Raw genomic sequence first — 18,740 nt, 5'->3', positions numbered from 1 at the left:
AGGGGAAAGGATTGGGAATGGAAGTTCGTGTTGCCGGAGTGCGTAAGGAGTTCGCTCGCTTCCCGGCGTTGCATAATGTCTCGCTGGATATTCGTTCCGGCGAGCTGATCGCTTTGCTGGGGCCTTCCGGTTCGGGCAAGACCACGCTTTTGCGCCTCATTGCCGGGCTGGAAACGCCGACCGAGGGGACGATCTTCTTCGGCGACGAGGACGCATCGCAGAAGAGCGTTCAGGAGCGCAATGTCGGTTTCGTCTTCCAGCATTATGCGCTGTTCCGCCATATGACGGTTGCGGACAATATCGGCTTCGGCCTCAAGGTGCGCCCGAGCGCGACGCGCCCGTCGAGCGACGCCATTCGCAGCCGCGCGCTGGAACTGCTCGATCTCGTCCAGTTGCAGGGGTTGGAAAAGCGCTATCCGGCGCAGCTTTCCGGTGGCCAGCGCCAGCGCGTCGCTCTGGCCCGCGCCATGGCGATCGAACCGAAAGTCCTGCTTCTCGACGAGCCGTTTGGCGCGCTTGATGCGCTGGTGCGCAAGGAGTTGCGCCGCTGGCTGCGCGAGATCCACGACAAGACGGGCCACACCACCGTTTTCGTGACCCACGATCAGGACGAGGCGCTGGAGTTGGCCGACCGCGTGGTGGTGATGAGCCAGGGCCGTATCGAGCAGGTTGGCACGCCGGATGAGGTCTACGACAATCCGAATTCCCCCGGGGTCTATGGCTTCATCGGAGAATCGAGCACGCTTCCGGTCCGGGTCGAAAAGGGTGAGGTCTGGCTGGTGGACCGCAATATCGGCCTGACCGCCGATGGTGTGGCCGATGGGGACGCGCAGCTCTTCTTCCGTCCGCACGATGTCGAACTGCTGGACGGTTGCGGCGGCTGCATCGCAGGTACGGTGGTGGCGAGCCGCCGTTCGGGCGGCAAGCGGCGCGTCGAACTGGAAGTCGGCGGCGCGCGCGAGCGGGTCGAGATCGAAATCCCGGCCGAACATCCGGCGGCGGAAAAAAGCCGCATCGCTTTCCGCCCACGTTACTGGAAGCTTTTTCCGGCATCCGAACCAGCTTCCTGATCGTCACTTTACGGTGAAGGGCCGGTCTGTCGAAACACGAGGCCCGGCGGATGCGCGGTGATTCCCGCGCATCCGCCGGGCTTCCTCCATATTGGCGGATGCGGCGCGCGCGGCGCCGAAATTTCCCGGCACCTTACCAGGGGTGGTATTATTTTTGTTTTCAATATGTTAGGGTTGCAGGAAACGGGGTGTTTCATAACGCAACATTAATAGGCGGAAAGAATTGTGCGTTGCGATTTAAACGGTTTGAATATCAGCACATTGCGCCGTCGCATTTTAGCCAAATGCAGCCGACATTCAGGGAACCGATCACGGATACTGCCGTTTCCCTGAAATGAAAATTCAGACTAATGTCAGTGTCCACCCGCCGCATATAACTCATTTCCTTCGGAAAGGCTGTTAAGGCAGATGCCGGAATTGTCTTCTTCGCTCTCCAAATCAACCTCTACCGAGAATAAATCGCCGATGCAGCAGCCTTCGATGGAGCCCAAATCCAGCGAACGCGATGCGTCGGGCCAGATTCCCCCCGAACAGCCGTCGCCCATCCGGGCCTTGTATAAAACCGAGGAAGAACTTGGCGCGCTTGCCGCTGCCGTGGCGCGGGGCGAAGACATTCCGCTGCCGGGCTATATTGCCTTCCCGTTCGATCAGCGCCTGTCGGAAAACGGCAAGCTGATCCTGCATGCCTATCGCGCCTCCGATGCCGCCTCGCGCGCGGGTGAAACCATCACCCCTGCCGCGCAATGGCTGCTCGACAACCACTACCAGATCGACAAGAACGTCCAGCAGGCCCGCCGCGACCTGCCGCGCCGCTTTATCCGCCAGCTGCCGCTCTACAAGGCGCCGGTTGAAAAATACGAGGGCATGCCGCGCATCTTCGCGCTGGCCTGGCTCTATGTCGCGCATACGGACAGCAATTTCTCGCTGAAGACGCTGACGGCCATCGTCAAGGGTTTCCAGACCGTCGAGCCGCTGAAGATCGGTGAATTGTGGGCGCTGCCGTCTGCGGTGCGCTATTTCCTGATCGAGAATGCGCGACGTCTGGCGCTGCGCGTCGACCGCGCGCGCATCATGCGCAATCTCGCCAATACGGCTGCCGACCGCATCGTGGTCGCTGCTGACGGAGCCGAGCTGGATTCGGTCCTGGCGCAATATGCCGATGCCGCCCGCGACAGCACCTTCGCGACGCATCTCCTTTATCGCCTGCGTTCCTCCTCCACCGACACCACGGCAGCCGCCCACTGGCTGGAGCGGATTCTGGAACAGGAAGGCAGCAACCCGGAAGACGCCATCGTCGAGGAACATGCCCGCCAGTCCACCGGCGGCGTTACGATGGGCAATGTCATCCGCAGCCTGAAATCCATCGATGACGTGGACTGGGAAACCTGGTTTGAAACCGTCAACGAGGTTGATGCGATCCTGCGCGACCACAGCGATTTCGAGCTTCTGGACTTCCGCTCCCGCAATGCCTACCGCGTGACCATCGAAAAGCTCGCCCGCTATTCGGACATGAGCGAAATCGACATCACATGGGCGGCGCTCAAGCTGGCGGAAGACGGCCACCGGGCGGAAAAGGCCGGTCATCCGGAAGCCGAGGGCAAGGGTGCAATCGCCTATTACCTGTCGGGCGAAGGCCGCACCGAGCTTGAAAGGGTCTGCGGTTACAAGGCGCCGTTCGGTGTCAGGGCGCTGCGTTTCTATCGCGGGCTGGGCCTCTGGGGCCTGTTCATTCCGACGGCGATCTTCACGATCCTGATTCTCACTCTCGTCAATTACTGCATGATCCGCGCCGGTCTTTCGACCGATCTGCGCACGCTGTTCACGCTGCTGGCGCTCTTCCCGGCGATGGATGCGTCCTATTCGCTGTTCAACGCGCTGGTGCCGTGGTTCGTGCAGCCGACGCGCCTCATCGGTTTTGAGTATAAGGAAGGCTTGCCCGAAGAGGCGCGCACGCTGGTCGCGGTGCCGACCTTCATCACCTCGCGTGATTCCATCGACGAGCAGATTCGCAATCTCGAAGTGCATTATCTCACCAATCCGCGTGGCGAAATCTACTTCGCGCTGGTCAGCGACTGGACCGATGCGAAGCACGAGATCACGCCTGCGGATATGGAAATCTACGAATATGCGCGTGAGGAAATCGCCAAGCTCAACGAGCACTATACGGGCGACGACCAGCCGCGCTTTTTCCTTCTGCACCGCCGCCGCCTCTTCAACGAGAAGCAGAACTGCTGGATGGGCTGGGAGCGCAAGCGCGGCAAGCTGCATGAGCTGAACCTGTTGCTGCGCGGCGATCAGGATACGAGCTTCTTCCCGCCGGACGAACGCCTGCCGAAGGAAATCAAATATGTGATGACGCTGGACGCCGATACGCGTCTGACGCCGGAATCCGTCACCCATCTGGCCGGCAAGCTCAGCCATCCGCTGAACCGCCCGATCATTGACGAAAAGACCGGCAAGGTCATCCGAGGCTATGGCATTCTCCAGCCGCGCGTCACGCCGTCGCTGACGACCGGCGACGAAGCATCGTTCCTGCAGCGCGTCTTCTCGGTCAATCGCGGCATCGATCCTTATGTCTTTGCTGTGTCCGACACCTATCAGGACCTGCTTGGTGAAGGCACCTTCACCGGCAAGGGCCTTTACGACATCGACGCCTTCGAGGCCGCGCTGAAGGGCCGCGTGCCGGAAAACACGCTCCTCAGCCACGACCTTCTGGAAGGCGGCTATGCCCGCGCCGCGCTGGTCAGCGATGTGGAGGTGGTTGAGGATTATCCGACCGGCTACAATGTCGATGTTTCGCGCCACCATCGCTGGGCACGCGGCGACTGGCAGCTTCTGCCATGGCTGTTCTCGACCAATGCAGGCGTCAGCGCCATCACGCGCTGGAAAATGGTCGACAACCTGCGCCGCTCGCTCAACCCGATCCTGTGGCTGATTGCAGCCGTCGTCGGCTGGAGCGTGCTGCCGATCGGGCCTGCCGCCGTCTGGCAGGGCTTTCTCATCCTTTCCATGTTCGTGGCGCCGACCTTCGGGATCGTTACCAATCTCATCCCGCGCAACATGGATTATTCGCTGAAAGGCCATGCGCAGTCGGTGCTGACCGATATTGCGCTCGGCACGGCGGATGTGGCGCTGCGCACCACCTTCATCGCCCATTCGGCGTTCCTGATGGCGGACGCTATTGCGCGCACCGTCTATCGTCTGTTCGTTTCGCACCGCAACCTTCTGGAATGGCGCACGGCGGCGCAGGCGAGAACCTCTCCAGATACGCTGCTTTTCTATTTCCAGCTCATGTGGCCCGCCATGGCCATTGCGGGTCTGGCGATCTTCTTCCCCCTTGCCGCTGAAAGCCATGCCGCGCTGATCGCCGCACCTTTCGCCGTCATCTGGTTTGCCTCGCCGCTGATCGCCTGGCTCGTCAGCCGCTCGGCCAAGCCGCAGGACACGCTGGAAGTGCTTTCTTCCGACAAGTCGGACCTGCGCCGCTATGCGCGCCGGACCTGGCGTTACTTCGCCGAGTTCACCAATGAGGAAAACCACCATCTGCCGCCGGACAATTTCCAGGAAGACCCGGCGCCCATCGTCGCGCAGCGCACGTCGCCGACCAATATCGGCGTCTATCTGCTGTCGGTCATCGCCGCGCGCGATTTCGGCTGGATCGGCTTCGGCGAAACGCTGGATCGCGTCGCCGCCACCGTCAATACGCTCGAAAAGATGGAGAAGTACCAGGGCCATCTCTACAACTGGTACGAGACCAACACGCTGACGCCGATGCGGCCCCTCTATGTGTCGGCGGTGGACAGCGGCAATCTCGCCGGTCATCTGGTTACGCTGTCGTCCGCGCTGGAAGAATGGGCGGAAGCACCCTCCGTCTACATGCAGGGCGACCTCGACGGCATTCTCGATGTCAACGACATTCTTGAAGAGTCCATCGCGAAAATCCCCGACGACCGCCGGATCCTGCGTCCGCTGCGCCGCCGCCTGGAAGAGCGGATCGCCAATTTCCGCCGTGCTGTCCTGTCCATCAAGGACGAGCCGGAGACGGCATCCTTCCGCACCATCAACCTGTCGCTTTTCGCTACCGATATCGTTCGCCTGATGGATGAACTCGATGGCGAAATCGAAACCTCCGCAAGCGCGGAAGCGGTGGAATGGGCGCGCATTCTGGTCGATACCTGCAAGGCGCATACCGACGATTCCATCGGCGAGCATGACACGGACGCGCTGCGCGAGCGCCTGCGCGATCTGGCGACCCGCTCGCGCCAGCTTGCCTTCGACATGCAGTTCGGCTTCCTTGAGCGGAAGGAACGCCGCCTGCTTTCCATCGGTTTCCGCGTGCAGGAAAACGAGCTGGACGAAAGCTGCTACGATCTTCTCGCATCGGAAGCGCGTCTGGCGAGTCTGTTTGCCATCGCCAAGGGCGACGTGCCGGTCGAACACTGGTTCAAGCTTGGCCGTCTTCTGGTCCCGGTGGGCTGGAAGGGCGCTCTGCTGTCCTGGTCCGGCTCGATGTTCGAATATCTGATGCCGCCGCTGGTCATGTCGGAGCCGCTCGGTTCGCTGCTCGACCAGACCAACAAGCTCGTGGTGCAGCGCCAGATCGACTATGCGACCTCGCGCGGCCTGCCCTGGGGTATTTCGGAAGCGGCGTTCAATGCGCGCGACGCGCATATGAACTACCAGTATTCCAACTTCGGCGTGCCGAATCTCGGCCTGCAGCGCGGCCTGTCGCGCAACGCGGTCATCGCGCCCTATGCGAGCCTGCTCGCCGCGCAATACCAGCCTGCCGCCGCCGTCGCCAACCTCAAGCGTCTTGCCAAGCTCGGCGCGCTTGGACGCTACGGCTTCCACGATTCGGTGGACTTCACCCCGTCGCGTGTCCGCGAAGGCGAACTCTGCGCCGTCGTGAAGAACTACTATGCCCACCATCATGGCATGTCGATCATCGCGGTCAACAACGTGATCTTCGAAGGCCGGATGCGCGAGCGTTTCCACTCCGACCCCGTGATCGAGGCTGCCGAACTGCTGCTGCAGGAAAAGGCGCCGCGCGAAATCCCGATGATCTACGCCAAGACGGAAAACCCGATGCGCGTGGATTCCGGCGGTTTCGACGATGCGCCGATGCGGATCGTCGACAAGCCCTTCAAGGCGCCGCGCACCACGCATATGATGTCGAACGGACAATATGCGCTGATGGTGACGGCCAACGGCTCGGGCTACAGCCGCTGGCACAATTGGGACATCACCCGCTTCCACGCCGATGCGTCGGAAGACCTGCAAGGCACTTTCCTGTTCCTGCGCGACATGGAAAGCGGCTATTGGTGGTCGGCAACCGGCGAACCGGTCCGCAATCCGGATGAGGAAACCAAGACGGTCTTCACCGAGGACAAGGCGGAATTCTACAAGACCGCCGGTGATATCAAGACGGTCATGGAAGTCATCGTGTCGTCGGAATCCGATGGTGAGGGCCGCAGGCTCGACATCATCAACACCTCCGCCCGCGACCGCATGATCGAGGTCACCTCCTATGCGGAACTGGTGCTGACCGACAGCGACAGCGACGCCGCCCATCCGGCCTTTGCCAAGATGTTCGTGGAAACCGAAATCTCCGATAACGGTTCGACCATCTATGCCAAGCGCCGCAAGCGCGCGCCGTCCGATCCCGATATTCATGTCGCGCATTTCGTGACCGATCTTTCCGGCTCGATCCGCGAAACGGAAGTCGAAACCGACCGCCGTGCCTTTGTCGGACGCGGTCGTTCCTTGCGCGATGCGGCAGCCTTCGACGCCGGCGCCAAATTCACCGGCAGCCAGGGTTGCGTGCTCGATCCGATTGCTTCGGTGCGCACACGTGTCCGCGTTCCGGCGCACAAGAAGGTGAGCCTCGTGTTCTGGACCTTCGCAGGCGGCAGCCGCGATGCGGTGGAACACGCCGTGGCGACCCATCGTCACCCCGAAACCTTCGCCCGCGAATATTCCCTTTCCTGGACCTCGTCGCAGGTGCAGCTCTATCATATCGGCATCAAACCCGCAGAGGCTGCGGATTACCAGAAGGTCGCCGCCTATCTGCTCTATCCCGAGCGGACGCTGCGCCAGCCGCCTGAAACCATCGCCAGCGGCCTCGGCAAGCAGTCGGACCTGTGGCCGATGTCTATTTCGGGTGATTATCCGATCTTCGCGCTGCGCATCGACAATGAAGCGGATCTCGACGTGTTGCGCGGTGTGCTGCGTGCGCAGGAATACTGGCGCTCGAAGGGCCTCACGGTCGATGTCGTGGCGGTCAATGAGCGCGCCTTCTCCTATGCGCAGGATACGCAGCGCGCCATCGACTGGATCGTTGAAGGATTCCGGGCGCGTGGCGGCGGCCAGCCGCACATTTTCGCGGTGCGCCGCGACCAGATGAGCGACGAAAGCTACAACACGCTGCTCGCTTCGGCGCGTATCGTCATGCACGCACAGAACGGCTCGCTGGCCGAACAGTTGCGCCGCAGCGAGGAAATCACCGTCGATCTCGCCGCGCGCGATGCCAAGACCGCGATTGGCGGACAGGCTTCGAGCCAGGGGCTCGGTGCCGCCGGTCTCGCGCCCATCGCCATCGAACGCGGGACGGAAGAACGCCGCCCGGCTGTCAAGCCAGCGGTGAACCGTCCTGCTCCGGCAGGCGACGACCTCCGCTTCTGGAACGGCTATGGCGGCTTTGCCGAGGACGGCTCCTATGTGGTGCGCATCAACAATCGCACCACCACGCCGCATCCGTGGATCAATGTGATCGCCAATCCGAATTTCGGTTTCCATGTTTCGGCGGAAGGTTCGGCCTTCACCTGGGCAGGCAACAGCCGCGATTACCAGCTCACCCCATGGGCGAACGATCCGGTCACCAACCGTCCGGGCGAGGCGATCTATATCCTCGACCGTGAAACGGGCCGCACCTTTGCGCCGACCGCAAGCGTGCTGCGCGACGAGGCGGTGACTTATGAAGCGCGTCATGGCCACGGCTATTCGAGCTTCGGGGCGCAGCATGGCGAGCTGGCGCTCGACCTCACCCATATCGTGGATGCGGACAAGCCGGTGCGTCTCTCGCGCCTCACGATCACCAACAAGGGCCGCTCGAAGCGCAAGCTGCGCGTCTATGGCTATGTCGAATGGGTGCTGGGCAATGCCCGCGCCAAGAATGTGCCTTTCATCGTGCCGTCGCAGGACGAGGAACTGGGCGCGCTCTTTGCGGGCAATCCGTATCATCCCGACAAGTCAGGGCAGGTTGCTTTCTTTGCGGCGACCGAAAAGCCGCAATCCGTCACTGCCGACCGCAGTGAATTCATCGGCACCACCGGTTCGGTGGACAAGCCGGAGATCGTGCTGGCAGGCAAGGCGCTTTCGGGTACCGTTGAAGCGGGCCGCGATCCCTGTGCCGCGCTCGCCCTCGACATTGAAGTCGGGCCGGGTGAAGCCCGTGAAATTGTCTTCCTGCTCGGCAATGCCGCCGACCAGAAACAGGCAAAGGCGCTGATCACCGAGACCCGCAAGGTTTCGTTCAGCGATATGCTTGCGGCCGCGAGGCAGCAGTGGGAAGGCCTATTCGACCGCGTTCAGGTCAAGACGCCGGACCCGGCTTTCGATCTTCTGGTCAATGGCTGGCTGCCCTATCAGGCAATCGCCTGCCGCATCTGGGCGCGCGCCGCCTTCTATCAGGCAAGCGGTGCGTTCGGCTTCCGCGATCAGTTGCAGGACACGCTGTCGCTGCTGCTCATCGATCCGAGGCTTGCCCGTGCGCAGATCCTCAACGCCGCATCGCGCCAGTTCCCGGAAGGCGATGTCCAGCATTGGTGGCTGCCGGCAACGGGTGCTGGCGTCCGCACGCTCATCTCGGACGATGTCGTCTGGCTCGGCTATGGCACCTCGCTCTATGTGGAGACGACGGGCGACCGCGCCATCCTCGACGAAAAGCTGCCGTTCCTCGAAGGGCGCAAGCTGGAGGAGGGCGAACATGATGCCTTCTATCAGCCGGAAATCTCCAGGCAGACAGCAAGCCTCTACGAGCATTGCGCGCTGGCGCTCGACCTCGCCGTCGCGCGCACCGGCAAGCACGGCCTGCCGCTGATGCTTGGCGGCGACTGGAACGACGGCATGAATCTCGTCGGTGTGAAGGGCGAGGGCGAGAGCGTTTGGCTCGGCTGGTTCCTCGCCTATACGCTCGGCAAGTTCATTCCGATTGCCGAAGCACGCAAGGACGTAAAGCGCGTCGACATATGGAAGGCACATCTGGAAAGCCTGACGGCTGCGCTCGACCGCGACGGTTGGGACGGCGAATGGTATCGCCGCGGCTTCTTCGATAACGGCGCGCCGCTTGGCTCCAAGGACAGCGATGAATGCCAGATCGATGCCATCGCCCAGTCGTGGAGCGTGCTGTCCGGCGTGGCCGATCCGAAACGCGCCGAACAGGCGATGGCGTCGCTCGAAAAATACCTGCTGGATGACGAGGGCGAATTGCTGCGTCTGTTCACGCCGCCTTTCGACAAGACCGTGCAGGAGCCGGGCTATATCAAGGGCTATCCGCCGGGTGTCCGCGAGAATGGCGGCCAGTACACCCATGGCGCGACCTGGGCGATCATGGCGCTTGCCCGCATGGGCAGGGCGGCGGAAGCCTGGAAGCTCTTCTCGCTCATCAGCCCGGTCAACCATGGTCGCAATCCGGATATCTACCGCGTCGAGCCCTATGTGATCGCAGCCGACATCTATTCCGTCGAGCCGCGTCGCGGGCAGGGCGGCTGGACCTGGTATACCGGCTCTGCCGGCTGGTTCTACCGCGTGGCAACCGAGGGTATCCTCGGCGTCACCAAACGCGGCGACCGCCTGCATCTCGACCCGGCCCTGCCGCCGGAATGGGATGGCTATGAAGCGGAACTCCGCTTCGGCGAAGCGCTCTACCGCGTGAAGGTCGTGGCCGGTGGCAAGGACAAGGCGGTCAAGCTCAATGGCCGCAAGATCGGCAAGCCGGAAGAGGGCGTGCCGATCAAGCCGGACGGCGAACATGAAATCGTCGTAGAGCTTCCCAAACAGAAGTGAACCGATTAAAAAGGCGGGTGAAAAACCCGCCTTTCTTTTTGCTGCAATTCCTCTGGGGCGGTTGCAGTACAAGTTCATGCAATGGAGGCCGTCATGGCCAAGACTGATATTGCGCGCCGCGTCTACAATCACGCATGGAAGCTCGATCCTATCGTCCGCAGCCTTCTGGACACGGACTTCTACAAGCTTCTGATGCTGCAGATGATCTGGGGCCTCTACCCCAAGGTGGATGCAACCTTCTCGCTCATCAACCGCACCACTTCCGTGCGCCTTGCCGATGAGATCGATGAGGGCGAATTGCGCGCACAGCTCGACCATGCCCGCACACTGCGTTTCTCCAAGAAGGAAATGATCTGGCTGGCGGGTAACAGCTTCTATGGCCGCAAGCAGATTTTCCAGCCCGAATTCCTGAACTGGCTTCATGATTTTCAGTTGCCGGAATATGAGCTGCGCCGCAAGGACGGGCAGTACGAGCTGCATTTCCATGGCGCCTGGTCGCATACGACCATGTGGGAAATTCCCGCACTTGCCATCATCAACGAGCTGCGCTCGCGCGCGGCGATGAAAAACCTCGGTCCCTTCTCGCTCGACGTGCTCTATGCGCGCGCCAAGGCAAAGATGTGGAGCAAGGTCGAACGCCTGCGCCAGCTTCCGGGCCTCAAGATTTCCGACTTCGGCACGCGCCGCCGCCATTCCTTCCTGTGGCAGCGCTGGTGCGTCGAGGCGCTGAAGGAAGGCATCGGCGATGCCTTCACCGGCACCAGCAATGTGCTTCTGGCCATGGATACGGACCTCGAAGCACTGGGCACCAATGCGCATGAATTGCCGATGGTGCTGGCGGCCCTTGCAAGGAATGACGATGAACTGCGTTCCGCGCCCTATCGCGTCCTGCAGGACTGGAACCGCTACTATGGCGGCAATCTTCTGATCGTGCTGCCCGATGCTTTCGGCACGGCTGCCTTCCTGCGCAATGCGCCGGACTGGGTTGCCGACTGGACCGGCTTCCGCCCCGACAGCGCCCCGCCCATCGAAGGCGGCGAGCGCATCATCGAATGGTGGAAGTCACGCGGCAAGGACCCGCGCGAAAAGCTGCTGATCTTTTCCGACGCGCTTGATGTGGATACGATCGAGGAAACCTATCGTCACTTCGAGGGGCGCGTGCGCATGAGCTTCGGCTGGGGCACCAACCTCACCAATGATTTCGCGGGCTGCGCCCCGAAGGAAATCGAGGGGCTGAACGCCATCTCGCTCGTCTGCAAGGTGACGGATGCCAACGGCCATCCGGCGGTCAAGCTTTCCGACAATCCGCAAAAGGCGACCGGCGACCCCAAGGAAGTGGCGCGCTATCTCAAGTTCTTCGGAAATGAGGAACGGGTGGAGCAGCTCGTCCGCGTGTGACGAGCTGCAACGCGCTTAATCCTTTGTTTTGACGCGCATCTTTCCGAAAACCGTTTCACGCTTTTCGGGATGCGTTGCTATTCCATCAGCCGTGCGGTGCCGGAAACGCGGATGGAACCACCGCGCTCATTGCCGATCTGGGCGCGCAGGTGCGAAGGGCTGCCCATATCCTCGCCCTGAAAGACTTCGATCTCACCGCCATGCGGCCAGCCGCTGTCGCGCAGATAAGCGGCAAAGGCAGCGGTCGCGGCACCGGTGGCCGGGTCTTCATAAACGCCGCCCGATGCAAACGGGTTGCGGCTGTGGAAGCGTCTCGGCGTCTCGGAATAGATGAGCAGGATCGTCGTCCAGCCCTGCCGGTTCATCAGGGTTCGCCCGCGCGCCATGTCGTAATGCATCGAGGCAAGCCTCTCGCGGGAACGAAGCGGCAGCACGATATGATCCGCACCGGCGTGGATCAGCGCGGGAGCAAGGCCGGGCGCCAGATCGTCCTTTTCAAAGCTGAACAGCGCCAGCGCCTGCTCCACTTCCGCATCGTTGGCAGCGCGCTGGCGGGTTGGCGGCGATTGCAGGCTGGCGGCGAACAACTCGCCTTCCTTGCGGCCATCGACGCTGATATCGCCATTGTTGAGCTTGAGCGCGAAACGCCCGTCGCCCTCGCGCATGGCCAGCGCAGCGCCGAGCGCAATGGTGGCATGGCCGCAGAAGGGAACTTCCATTTCCGGCGCAAAATAACGAACGCGCCAGCTGTCGCCTTCCGGCGCTGCAAAGGCGGTTTCGGAAAAGCCGACATCCTTGGCGATCTTCTGCATGTCTTGCGGGGAGGGCAGGTGATCGGCAATCAGCACTCCAGCGGGATTGCCGCCCTGATTGCCTTGCGAAAAGGCTGCAATGCGCAACACGTCCATGGTTTCTCCTCGCCAGTCTGATTCGTGTCCCGCCCCTCCCTATAAAGAGCGTGAAATGTGGCTGGTCAAGCTGTCTGTCGGCTAGCGGAAACTATCAACAGCATGGGCCGCTCCATTTCCTCCGACAGCCCCGGCCATGCCTCGATCTGCTCCGCTGAGGGGCGCCATTCCTCCAGGCGATTGATGGCAAATCCTAAATCGATCAGGGCGTTGACCGTGGTGCTGAGACGGCGGTGATATTTGATGACGCCTTCGGCCAGCCAGTCGGTCCGCCGCTCACCCTCCACGGCATAATGATCGACAGGCCAGTGCTTCCCGCCATTCTGGTCTTCGATCCAGCCCGGCGCCAGCGGTGCCATGAAAATCGGATGCTCGATCGTGAACACGAAACGGCCTTCCGGCCGCAAAGCCGCACGGATCGTTTTCAAAAGGCGCGGGAAATCGCGAATATAATGAAACGCCAGCGAACTATAGACGAGATCGAAGCTCGCTTCGGGAAGTTCCAGCTCTTCCATGTCCGCCTGAACATAGCGGACAGCTTCATCCGGCGTGTCGCGGCGCGCGCGTTCGAGCATGTTTTCCGAAAGATCATAACCGATGACAGAAGCCGCGCCCTGTTCGCGGGCGAAGCGGGCGAACCAGCCGAAACCGCAACCGAGATCGGCAACGTCACGGCCTGTCAGGTCGGGCAGAAGGGAACGGACAAAGGGCCATTCCGGTGCGCCGTCCAGCCCGTGGACCGAGCGCGGCAACTGGCTGTAGGCAGTGAAGAAATCGTCGCGGTCATAAATGTTCTGGGCCATGGTCTATCGTTCGGTCAGTGCGAGTTTGGCCCCGAGCGCGACGAAGGCGGCTGCAAAGCTGCGGCGCATCCATGCGAGCACGGCGGGGCGTGAGATGATCTGGTTACGGACGGCAGCGGCAAAGACACCGTAGATCGCAAACACCACGAATGTCATGGCCATGAAGACGAGCGACAGTTCGACCATGCGCGCCACCGTTGCGCCCTGCTGCGTATTCACGAATTGCGGCAGGAAGGCAAAGAAGAATATCGACAGTTTGGGGTTGAGAAGGTTGACGAGGATCGCAGACCGGATGACTTCCCGGTCTGAACGCGGCGCGTCATCGGTCTCGATTTTCAACGTGCCGTGCTCCTTGAGCGTCATCCAGGCCATATAGAGCAGATAGGCGACGCCCGCATATTTGATCAGCTCGAAAGCCAGTGCGCTGGCATGGAGCAGGGCAGCAAGCCCGGTCACGGCAGCCAGCATGTGCGGCACGATGCCAAGCGTGCAGCCGAGCGCGGCAATGACTGAGGCGCGTGCGCCACGGGAAAGGCCTGCCGCAAGCGTTACCAGCACGCCGGTGCCCGGCGACGCAACTATGATGAAGGATGTCAGCAGAAATTCGATGCTCATGATGCGTCAGCTTTCCTTTGCGCATTGTCCGCGCAAAACCGCTTCGCACTTTTGCTGGAAATGCCCTTAATGGTAATGGCGAACTGGCAATGCTCGTGCGGGCATCATGTCACGGCTTTGCCGTGCGTCAATCCTTCATCTCATGCGCCCATGGCGGGTTCGCCCCTGCGCGGGCGACGGTTACGGCAGCAGCCCGCACCCCTAGCGCGACAGCGGAATGAATCTGGTCTTCGGTAAGGTCCGCGAGCGCATCCTTGTCGAGTAGGCCCTGATTGTGAAGGCTGGCGAGAATGCCCGCATTGACCGTATCGCCTGCGCCAACCGTGTCGACCACGTCCACTTTCACGCCGGGCACGCGCACGGTTGCCCGCGCGGTATAGGCCTCGGCCCCATGCGCACCCTTGGTGATGACCACCAGTTTAGGCCCAAGCTTCAGCCATTCGGCGGCGATTTCATCGTGGCTGCCCTTTTCGCCGAACCAGTCCAGGTCTTCGTCGGAAAGCTTGACGATATCGGCAAGCGCGATCATGCGCTTCATGCGGGCCAGATGCCTTTCGCGGTCAGTGATGAAGCTGGTGCGGATATTCGGATCGAGGAACATGACCCGCTTAGGCGCCTCGCGCGTCATCAACGCCTCATAGACACTGCCGCACGGCTCGGAAAACAGGCTGATGCAGCCAAACAGCATGGCGTCGACAGTGTCGTCGACATAGGGCATGTCGCTCTCGGCCAGCATGCGGCCCGCCGTGTTCTCGTCGTAGAAGGCGTAGCGGGCCTGCCCATCCACCAGACGCACGAAAGCCAGTGTCGTCGGACGATCCGAGATGGCGGCGAAGGAATAATCGACATTGGAGCGCGCCAGCGTGTCGCGCAATATCTCGCCGAAAAAATCCGACGAGATGCCCGAGAAAAATCCGGTCGGAACGTCGAGACGCCCAAGCGCAATGGCCGTATTGAAAACCGAACCGCCTGCAAAGGGCTGAAACGCGGTCTCGCCCGCTGCGGTTTCACGGGGCAGCATGTCGATCAGGGATTCACCGCAGCAAAGGATCATCGGTCGTTTCTCTGGTTCTAAATCGATTGAATGGAGATAAACAAAAAGCGCGGAGAATTTCAATCTCCGCGCCTTGCATGGTGTCAGACGTGCTGGCCGCCATTGATATGGATTTCCGAGCCGGTCACATAGGATGAGGCTTCGGAGCAAAGGAAGTATATGGTTTCCGCCACTTCCGATGTCTTGCCGAGGCGGCGCATGGGAAGCTGTTCAACCAGCTTGTCGGTTCCCGGCGAAAGGATCGCCGTATCGATCTCGCCCGGCGCGATGGCATTGACGCGAATGCCATAGGGGCCGAAATCGGATGCCATCTCGCGGGTAAGCGCGGCGAGTGCGGCCTTGGATGTCGCATAGGCTGTGCCAGCGAAGGGGTGCACGCGGCTGCCAGCTATAGAGGTCACATTGACGACCGAGCCTTGCGCCGCTTCCAGTTCCTTGAACAGGCCGCGCGCCAGCATGATCGGGGCCATGAAGTTCACCTGAAACACGTCGCGCCAGACCGCCATCGGCGTTTCGATGGAATTCATGCGGCGTCCGCCTTCCGCCTTGGGCGAAATGCCGGCATTGTTGACCAGTGCATGAAGCTTGCTGCCATCGGCTTCGAGGCGGCGGCGGATTTCGGCAATTGCCTTGCCGACATCCTCCTGATCGGCGAGGTCCACCTTGATGTGATCTTCCGGGCCGGCCGGCCACGGGCAATTGTCGGAAAAATCCTGTCGCGAGCAGGTGATGACGCGCCACCCGGCGCGCGAAAAGCGCTTCACTGTCGCGTGGCCGATACCACGGCTGGCGCCGGTCAGGACCAGCGTCTTGCGTTCGGCATCTGCCTTGGAAGTATCGGAACCGGCAACGTCTGTTTTGGTGACTGGGGACATGGAAACCTCGCTCTCCGATCTTGAATAGACCAAGCCGCTCAAGATTTCGAGGGGAATCGGAGCACATTCTGAAAAGTGAGAGCTACTGCATGGTTCACCAGTTCCCGGTGAGTGAAATTCATCGGGAACCGGCGCTCATGGCTTGCTCAGCGCGGAACGTATTGCTCCAGCTCCGGCAACAGGACGACGCTTTCCTGCTCGTTTGGATCGGTTCGCGCTATTATGGCTGTCGCGGGCTTGTCGCTGAGATTGGCCGGAAGATGCGGGACGCCTGCCGGAATGTAGAACATCTCCCCTTCGCGAACGATGACATGCTCCTCAAGCTTTTCGCCGAACCAGCAATGCGTTTCGCCGGAAAGTGCATAGATCGCCGTCTCGTGGGAAGCATGAAGATGGGCCTTGGCGCGGGCACCCGGCGGGATGGTCAGAAGATGCATGCAAATGCCTTCCGAACCGACAGTTTCGGCTGCAATTCCTTCAAAATAATCAAGGCCCTGTTTCCCGGAATAAGTGTTTCCGGGACGGACGATCCGGCAGACCGGTTTCGATGAACTATTCATTCTCTGCCTTCCTTCTAAAATGACTTTTGTTGCTAAGGTCTATTGCGAGTTCCCCATTATGATATCGAGCAGTGTCGTGGATTTTCCCGATTGTTGCGGTTGTCCGCCGCCGACATCCCCGGGGGGCAACGGACGGAAATCGTCATTGGCATTGGCCGGGTAGGCCACAGCACCGGGCTGCTGGACGGTGCCGCGCATCGTGGAATCCGGGGCAGGCGGCCAATAGCCGTCATCGCCATTACCCGCCATCGGCTGGCCGCCATAGGGATCCTGCGGCATCATGCTTGGATCGTAAGGTGCATTCGGGTCGATGCCGTCGCTGCCGCCGGGAACGATGTTCTGGATGTCGTAATGGCCGGGAAGCTCGGCGATCGGCACGCCCTTGTGCGCTTCCTTCATGAAGCTTTTCCAGGCGGCGACCGGCAAGGTCGCGCCGAACACGCGCTTCATGCCCTTGCCATCGTCATTGCCGAACCACACGCCGGTCGTGAGGTTGGCGGTATAGCCGACGAACCATGCATCGCGGAAATTCTGGCTGGTGCCGGTCTTGCCTGCGGCGGGCCAGCCGAAGGCGGCGCGCTTTGCGGTCCCGTCTTCGACGGTGCGCCGCAGCATCGCGTTCATCATGCCCACATTGCGCTCGTCTATGACGCGCGGCCCGACGCCATCTTCCTTCTGGTAGAGAACCTTGTCCTCGGAATCGGTCACTTTGGTTATGAAATAGACCGGCGCGCGATAGCCTCCATTGGCAAATGGCACATAAGCATCGGTCAGTTCCAGCAATGTCACTTCCGATGTGCCAAGCGCCAGCGAGGCGTTGGCCTCGAGTTTCGACTGAACGCCGAGCCGGTGCGCCGTGTCGATCACGGTCTGCGGACCGACTTCCATGACGAGCTGTGCGGCGACGGAGTTCAGCGAGTGGGAAAGTGCTGTGGCCAACGTCACCTGCCCCATATATTTGCCGTTGTCATTGCTGGGGGTCCATTTGCCGATGCGGACCGGTGCGTCGTTGCGCACGGAGTCCGGTGTGCGGCCCTGTTCAAGCGCCGTCAGATAGACGAAGGGCTTGAAGGAGGAGGCGGGCTGGCGGCGGGCATCCGTCACACGGTCGAACTGGCTGGTGGCATAATCGACCCCGCCGACCATGGCGCGAACCGCGCCGGTGCTGTCGATGGAAACCAGCGCGCCCTGGCTCGCATTCATCTTTTTGCCGTTCTGGGAAATCTGGTCCTTGATAGCCTCTTCGCCTGCGCGTTGCAGGTTGAGATCGATCGTGGTGTGAACGGTAATGTCGTCCTTCGCCTCACCGATCAGTTCGGGCAGCGCGGCCACCACCTTGTCGGCGACATAGTTTTCCGAGCCCTGCCAGTAGGAAGGCGCCCGTGTCGGCGGTTCGCTTTCGGCGATGGCCATCTGGCTGTCGTCGATCATGCCTTCCTCACGCATCGCGCCCAGCACCAGCTTGGCGCGCGCGGCGGCGGCTTCCGGATCGCGGGCAGGCGACAGGCGTGACGGAGCCTTCAGGAGACCGGCCAGGGTCGCCGCTTCCATCAGGTTCACCTCCTTGGCGGACTTGTTGAAATAACGCCGCGAGGCTGCATCGACGCCGAAAGCGCCGGAACCGAGATAAACCCGGTTCAGATACATCTCCAGAATCTGGTCCTTGGTGTATTTGTGCTCCAGCCACAGGGCGAGCATGACTTCCTGCACCTTGCGTTCCAGCGTGCGGTCGGGCGAAAGAAACAGGTTCTTGGCAAGCTGCTGCGTGAGGGTCGAGCCGCCCTGAACGGCGCGACCAGAAACGACATTGGTTACAACCGCGCGGGCAAGGCCGATGGGGTCGATGCCGAAATGCGAATAGAAGCGGCGATCCTCGATGGCGATGACGGCCTTCGGGATGAAAGGAGACATCTCCTGCAGGGTGACCGCCTCGCCGCCGGTCGTGCCGCGATTGGCGATCAGGTTGCCGTTGACGTCGACGATGCGCACATTGGGCGGACGATCGGGAATGGCCCAGTCGGTCGTCGGTGGCATCTTGGCCGCGAAATAGACCAGCATGCTCGCAAAGGCGATGCCGCCCCACAGACCCAGCACCAGGCACCAGTAGATCGAGCGGCGCACAAAGCCGAAGAAGCCACGCGGCTTCTTCTTGCCGCGGCGCGAGGCGCGCGGTTCCGGTCCATCCGATTGCCTGCGTCGGCGCTGCTGCGAGCGAGCCATGCGGTCCTCCTCGTCTACGCGAAAAACCTCATCGTCTTCTTTCTCTTCGCCACCGAAGGAAGGTTCGATGCGCCGGTTTTTGTCGTCACGCGATGCCATGTCAGTCTGGAGCCGCCCACCCGATTGCCGGTCCATGCCGTGATGCGGACCGGTCATTTTGAACAATGTCTGCGT

General features: G+C 61.4%; 10 protein-coding genes. 3 read left to right on the top strand and 7 right to left on the bottom strand.

From position 1 onward, the window contains the following. Positions 1 to 17 precede the first annotated feature (17 nt). The 3 genes from ACS5UA_RS05460 (at position 18) to pncB (ending at position 11,531) form a co-directional block, all read left to right on the top strand. Positions 18 to 1,070: a sulfate/molybdate ABC transporter ATP-binding protein gene (locus ACS5UA_RS05460; RefSeq protein WP_063619938.1), complete on the top strand. Its 1,053-nt coding sequence runs from the start codon at positions 18 to 20 to the stop codon at positions 1,068 to 1,070. A gap of 408 nt (positions 1,071 to 1,478) precedes the next feature. Further along, positions 1,479 to 10,133 carry a GH36-type glycosyl hydrolase domain-containing protein gene (locus ACS5UA_RS05455; RefSeq protein WP_443101216.1) on the top strand — a complete coding sequence of 2,885 codons (8,655 nt, stop codon included), beginning with the start codon at positions 1,479 to 1,481 and terminating at the stop codon, positions 10,131 to 10,133. A gap of 93 nt (positions 10,134 to 10,226) precedes the next feature. Then, the gene (gene pncB, locus ACS5UA_RS05450; protein WP_006470929.1) at positions 10,227 to 11,531 is read left to right on the top strand and encodes a nicotinate phosphoribosyltransferase; all 1,305 of its coding nucleotides are present in this window, start codon (positions 10,227 to 10,229) and stop codon (positions 11,529 to 11,531) included. 77 nt (positions 11,532 to 11,608) lie between these two features. Here pncB and ACS5UA_RS05445 read toward each other — a convergent pair whose 3' ends face one another. The 7 genes from ACS5UA_RS05445 to ACS5UA_RS05415 all read right to left on the bottom strand — a co-directional run bounded on the left by ACS5UA_RS05445 (position 11,609) and on the right by ACS5UA_RS05415 (position 18,665). After that, a complete protein-coding gene (locus ACS5UA_RS05445) occupies positions 11,609 to 12,439 on the bottom strand; it encodes a PhzF family phenazine biosynthesis protein (RefSeq protein ID WP_021586411.1) in 831 nt (276 codons plus the stop codon). Positions 12,440 to 12,504: 65 nt separating this feature from the next. Then, on the bottom strand, positions 12,505 to 13,242 hold the full coding sequence (locus ACS5UA_RS05440; RefSeq protein ID WP_262074610.1) for a class I SAM-dependent methyltransferase: 738 nt from the start codon (positions 13,240 to 13,242) through the stop codon (positions 12,505 to 12,507). A 3-nt stretch (positions 13,243 to 13,245) separates the two neighbouring features. Next, positions 13,246 to 13,857 carry a LysE family translocator gene (locus tag ACS5UA_RS05435; protein WP_006465844.1) on the bottom strand — a complete coding sequence of 204 codons (612 nt, stop codon included), beginning with the start codon at positions 13,855 to 13,857 and terminating at the stop codon, positions 13,246 to 13,248. 127 nt (positions 13,858 to 13,984) lie between these two features. After that, the gene (locus tag ACS5UA_RS05430) at positions 13,985 to 14,911 is read right to left on the bottom strand and encodes a carbohydrate kinase family protein (RefSeq protein WP_262074613.1); all 927 of its coding nucleotides are present in this window, start codon (positions 14,909 to 14,911) and stop codon (positions 13,985 to 13,987) included. Positions 14,912 to 14,994: 83 nt separating this feature from the next. Next, entirely contained in the window at positions 14,995 to 15,786 is a 792-nt protein-coding gene (locus ACS5UA_RS05425) for an SDR family NAD(P)-dependent oxidoreductase (RefSeq protein WP_006470925.1), read from the bottom strand. A 146-nt stretch (positions 15,787 to 15,932) separates the two neighbouring features. After that, a complete protein-coding gene (locus ACS5UA_RS05420) occupies positions 15,933 to 16,346 on the bottom strand; it encodes a cupin domain-containing protein (protein ID WP_021586407.1) in 414 nt (137 codons plus the stop codon). A gap of 39 nt (positions 16,347 to 16,385) precedes the next feature. Further along, complete coding sequence (locus tag ACS5UA_RS05415) at positions 16,386 to 18,665, bottom strand: transglycosylase domain-containing protein (protein ID WP_262075763.1); 2,280 nt, start codon at positions 18,663 to 18,665, stop codon at positions 16,386 to 16,388. Between the last annotated feature and the right edge of the window lie 75 nt (positions 18,666 to 18,740).

It is taken from the genome of Brucella sp. RRSP16, assembly GCF_052246815.1.
GTDB lineage: Bacteria > Pseudomonadota > Alphaproteobacteria > Rhizobiales > Rhizobiaceae > Brucella > Brucella intermedia.
This window is presented reverse-complemented; position numbering and strand designations above follow the sequence as displayed.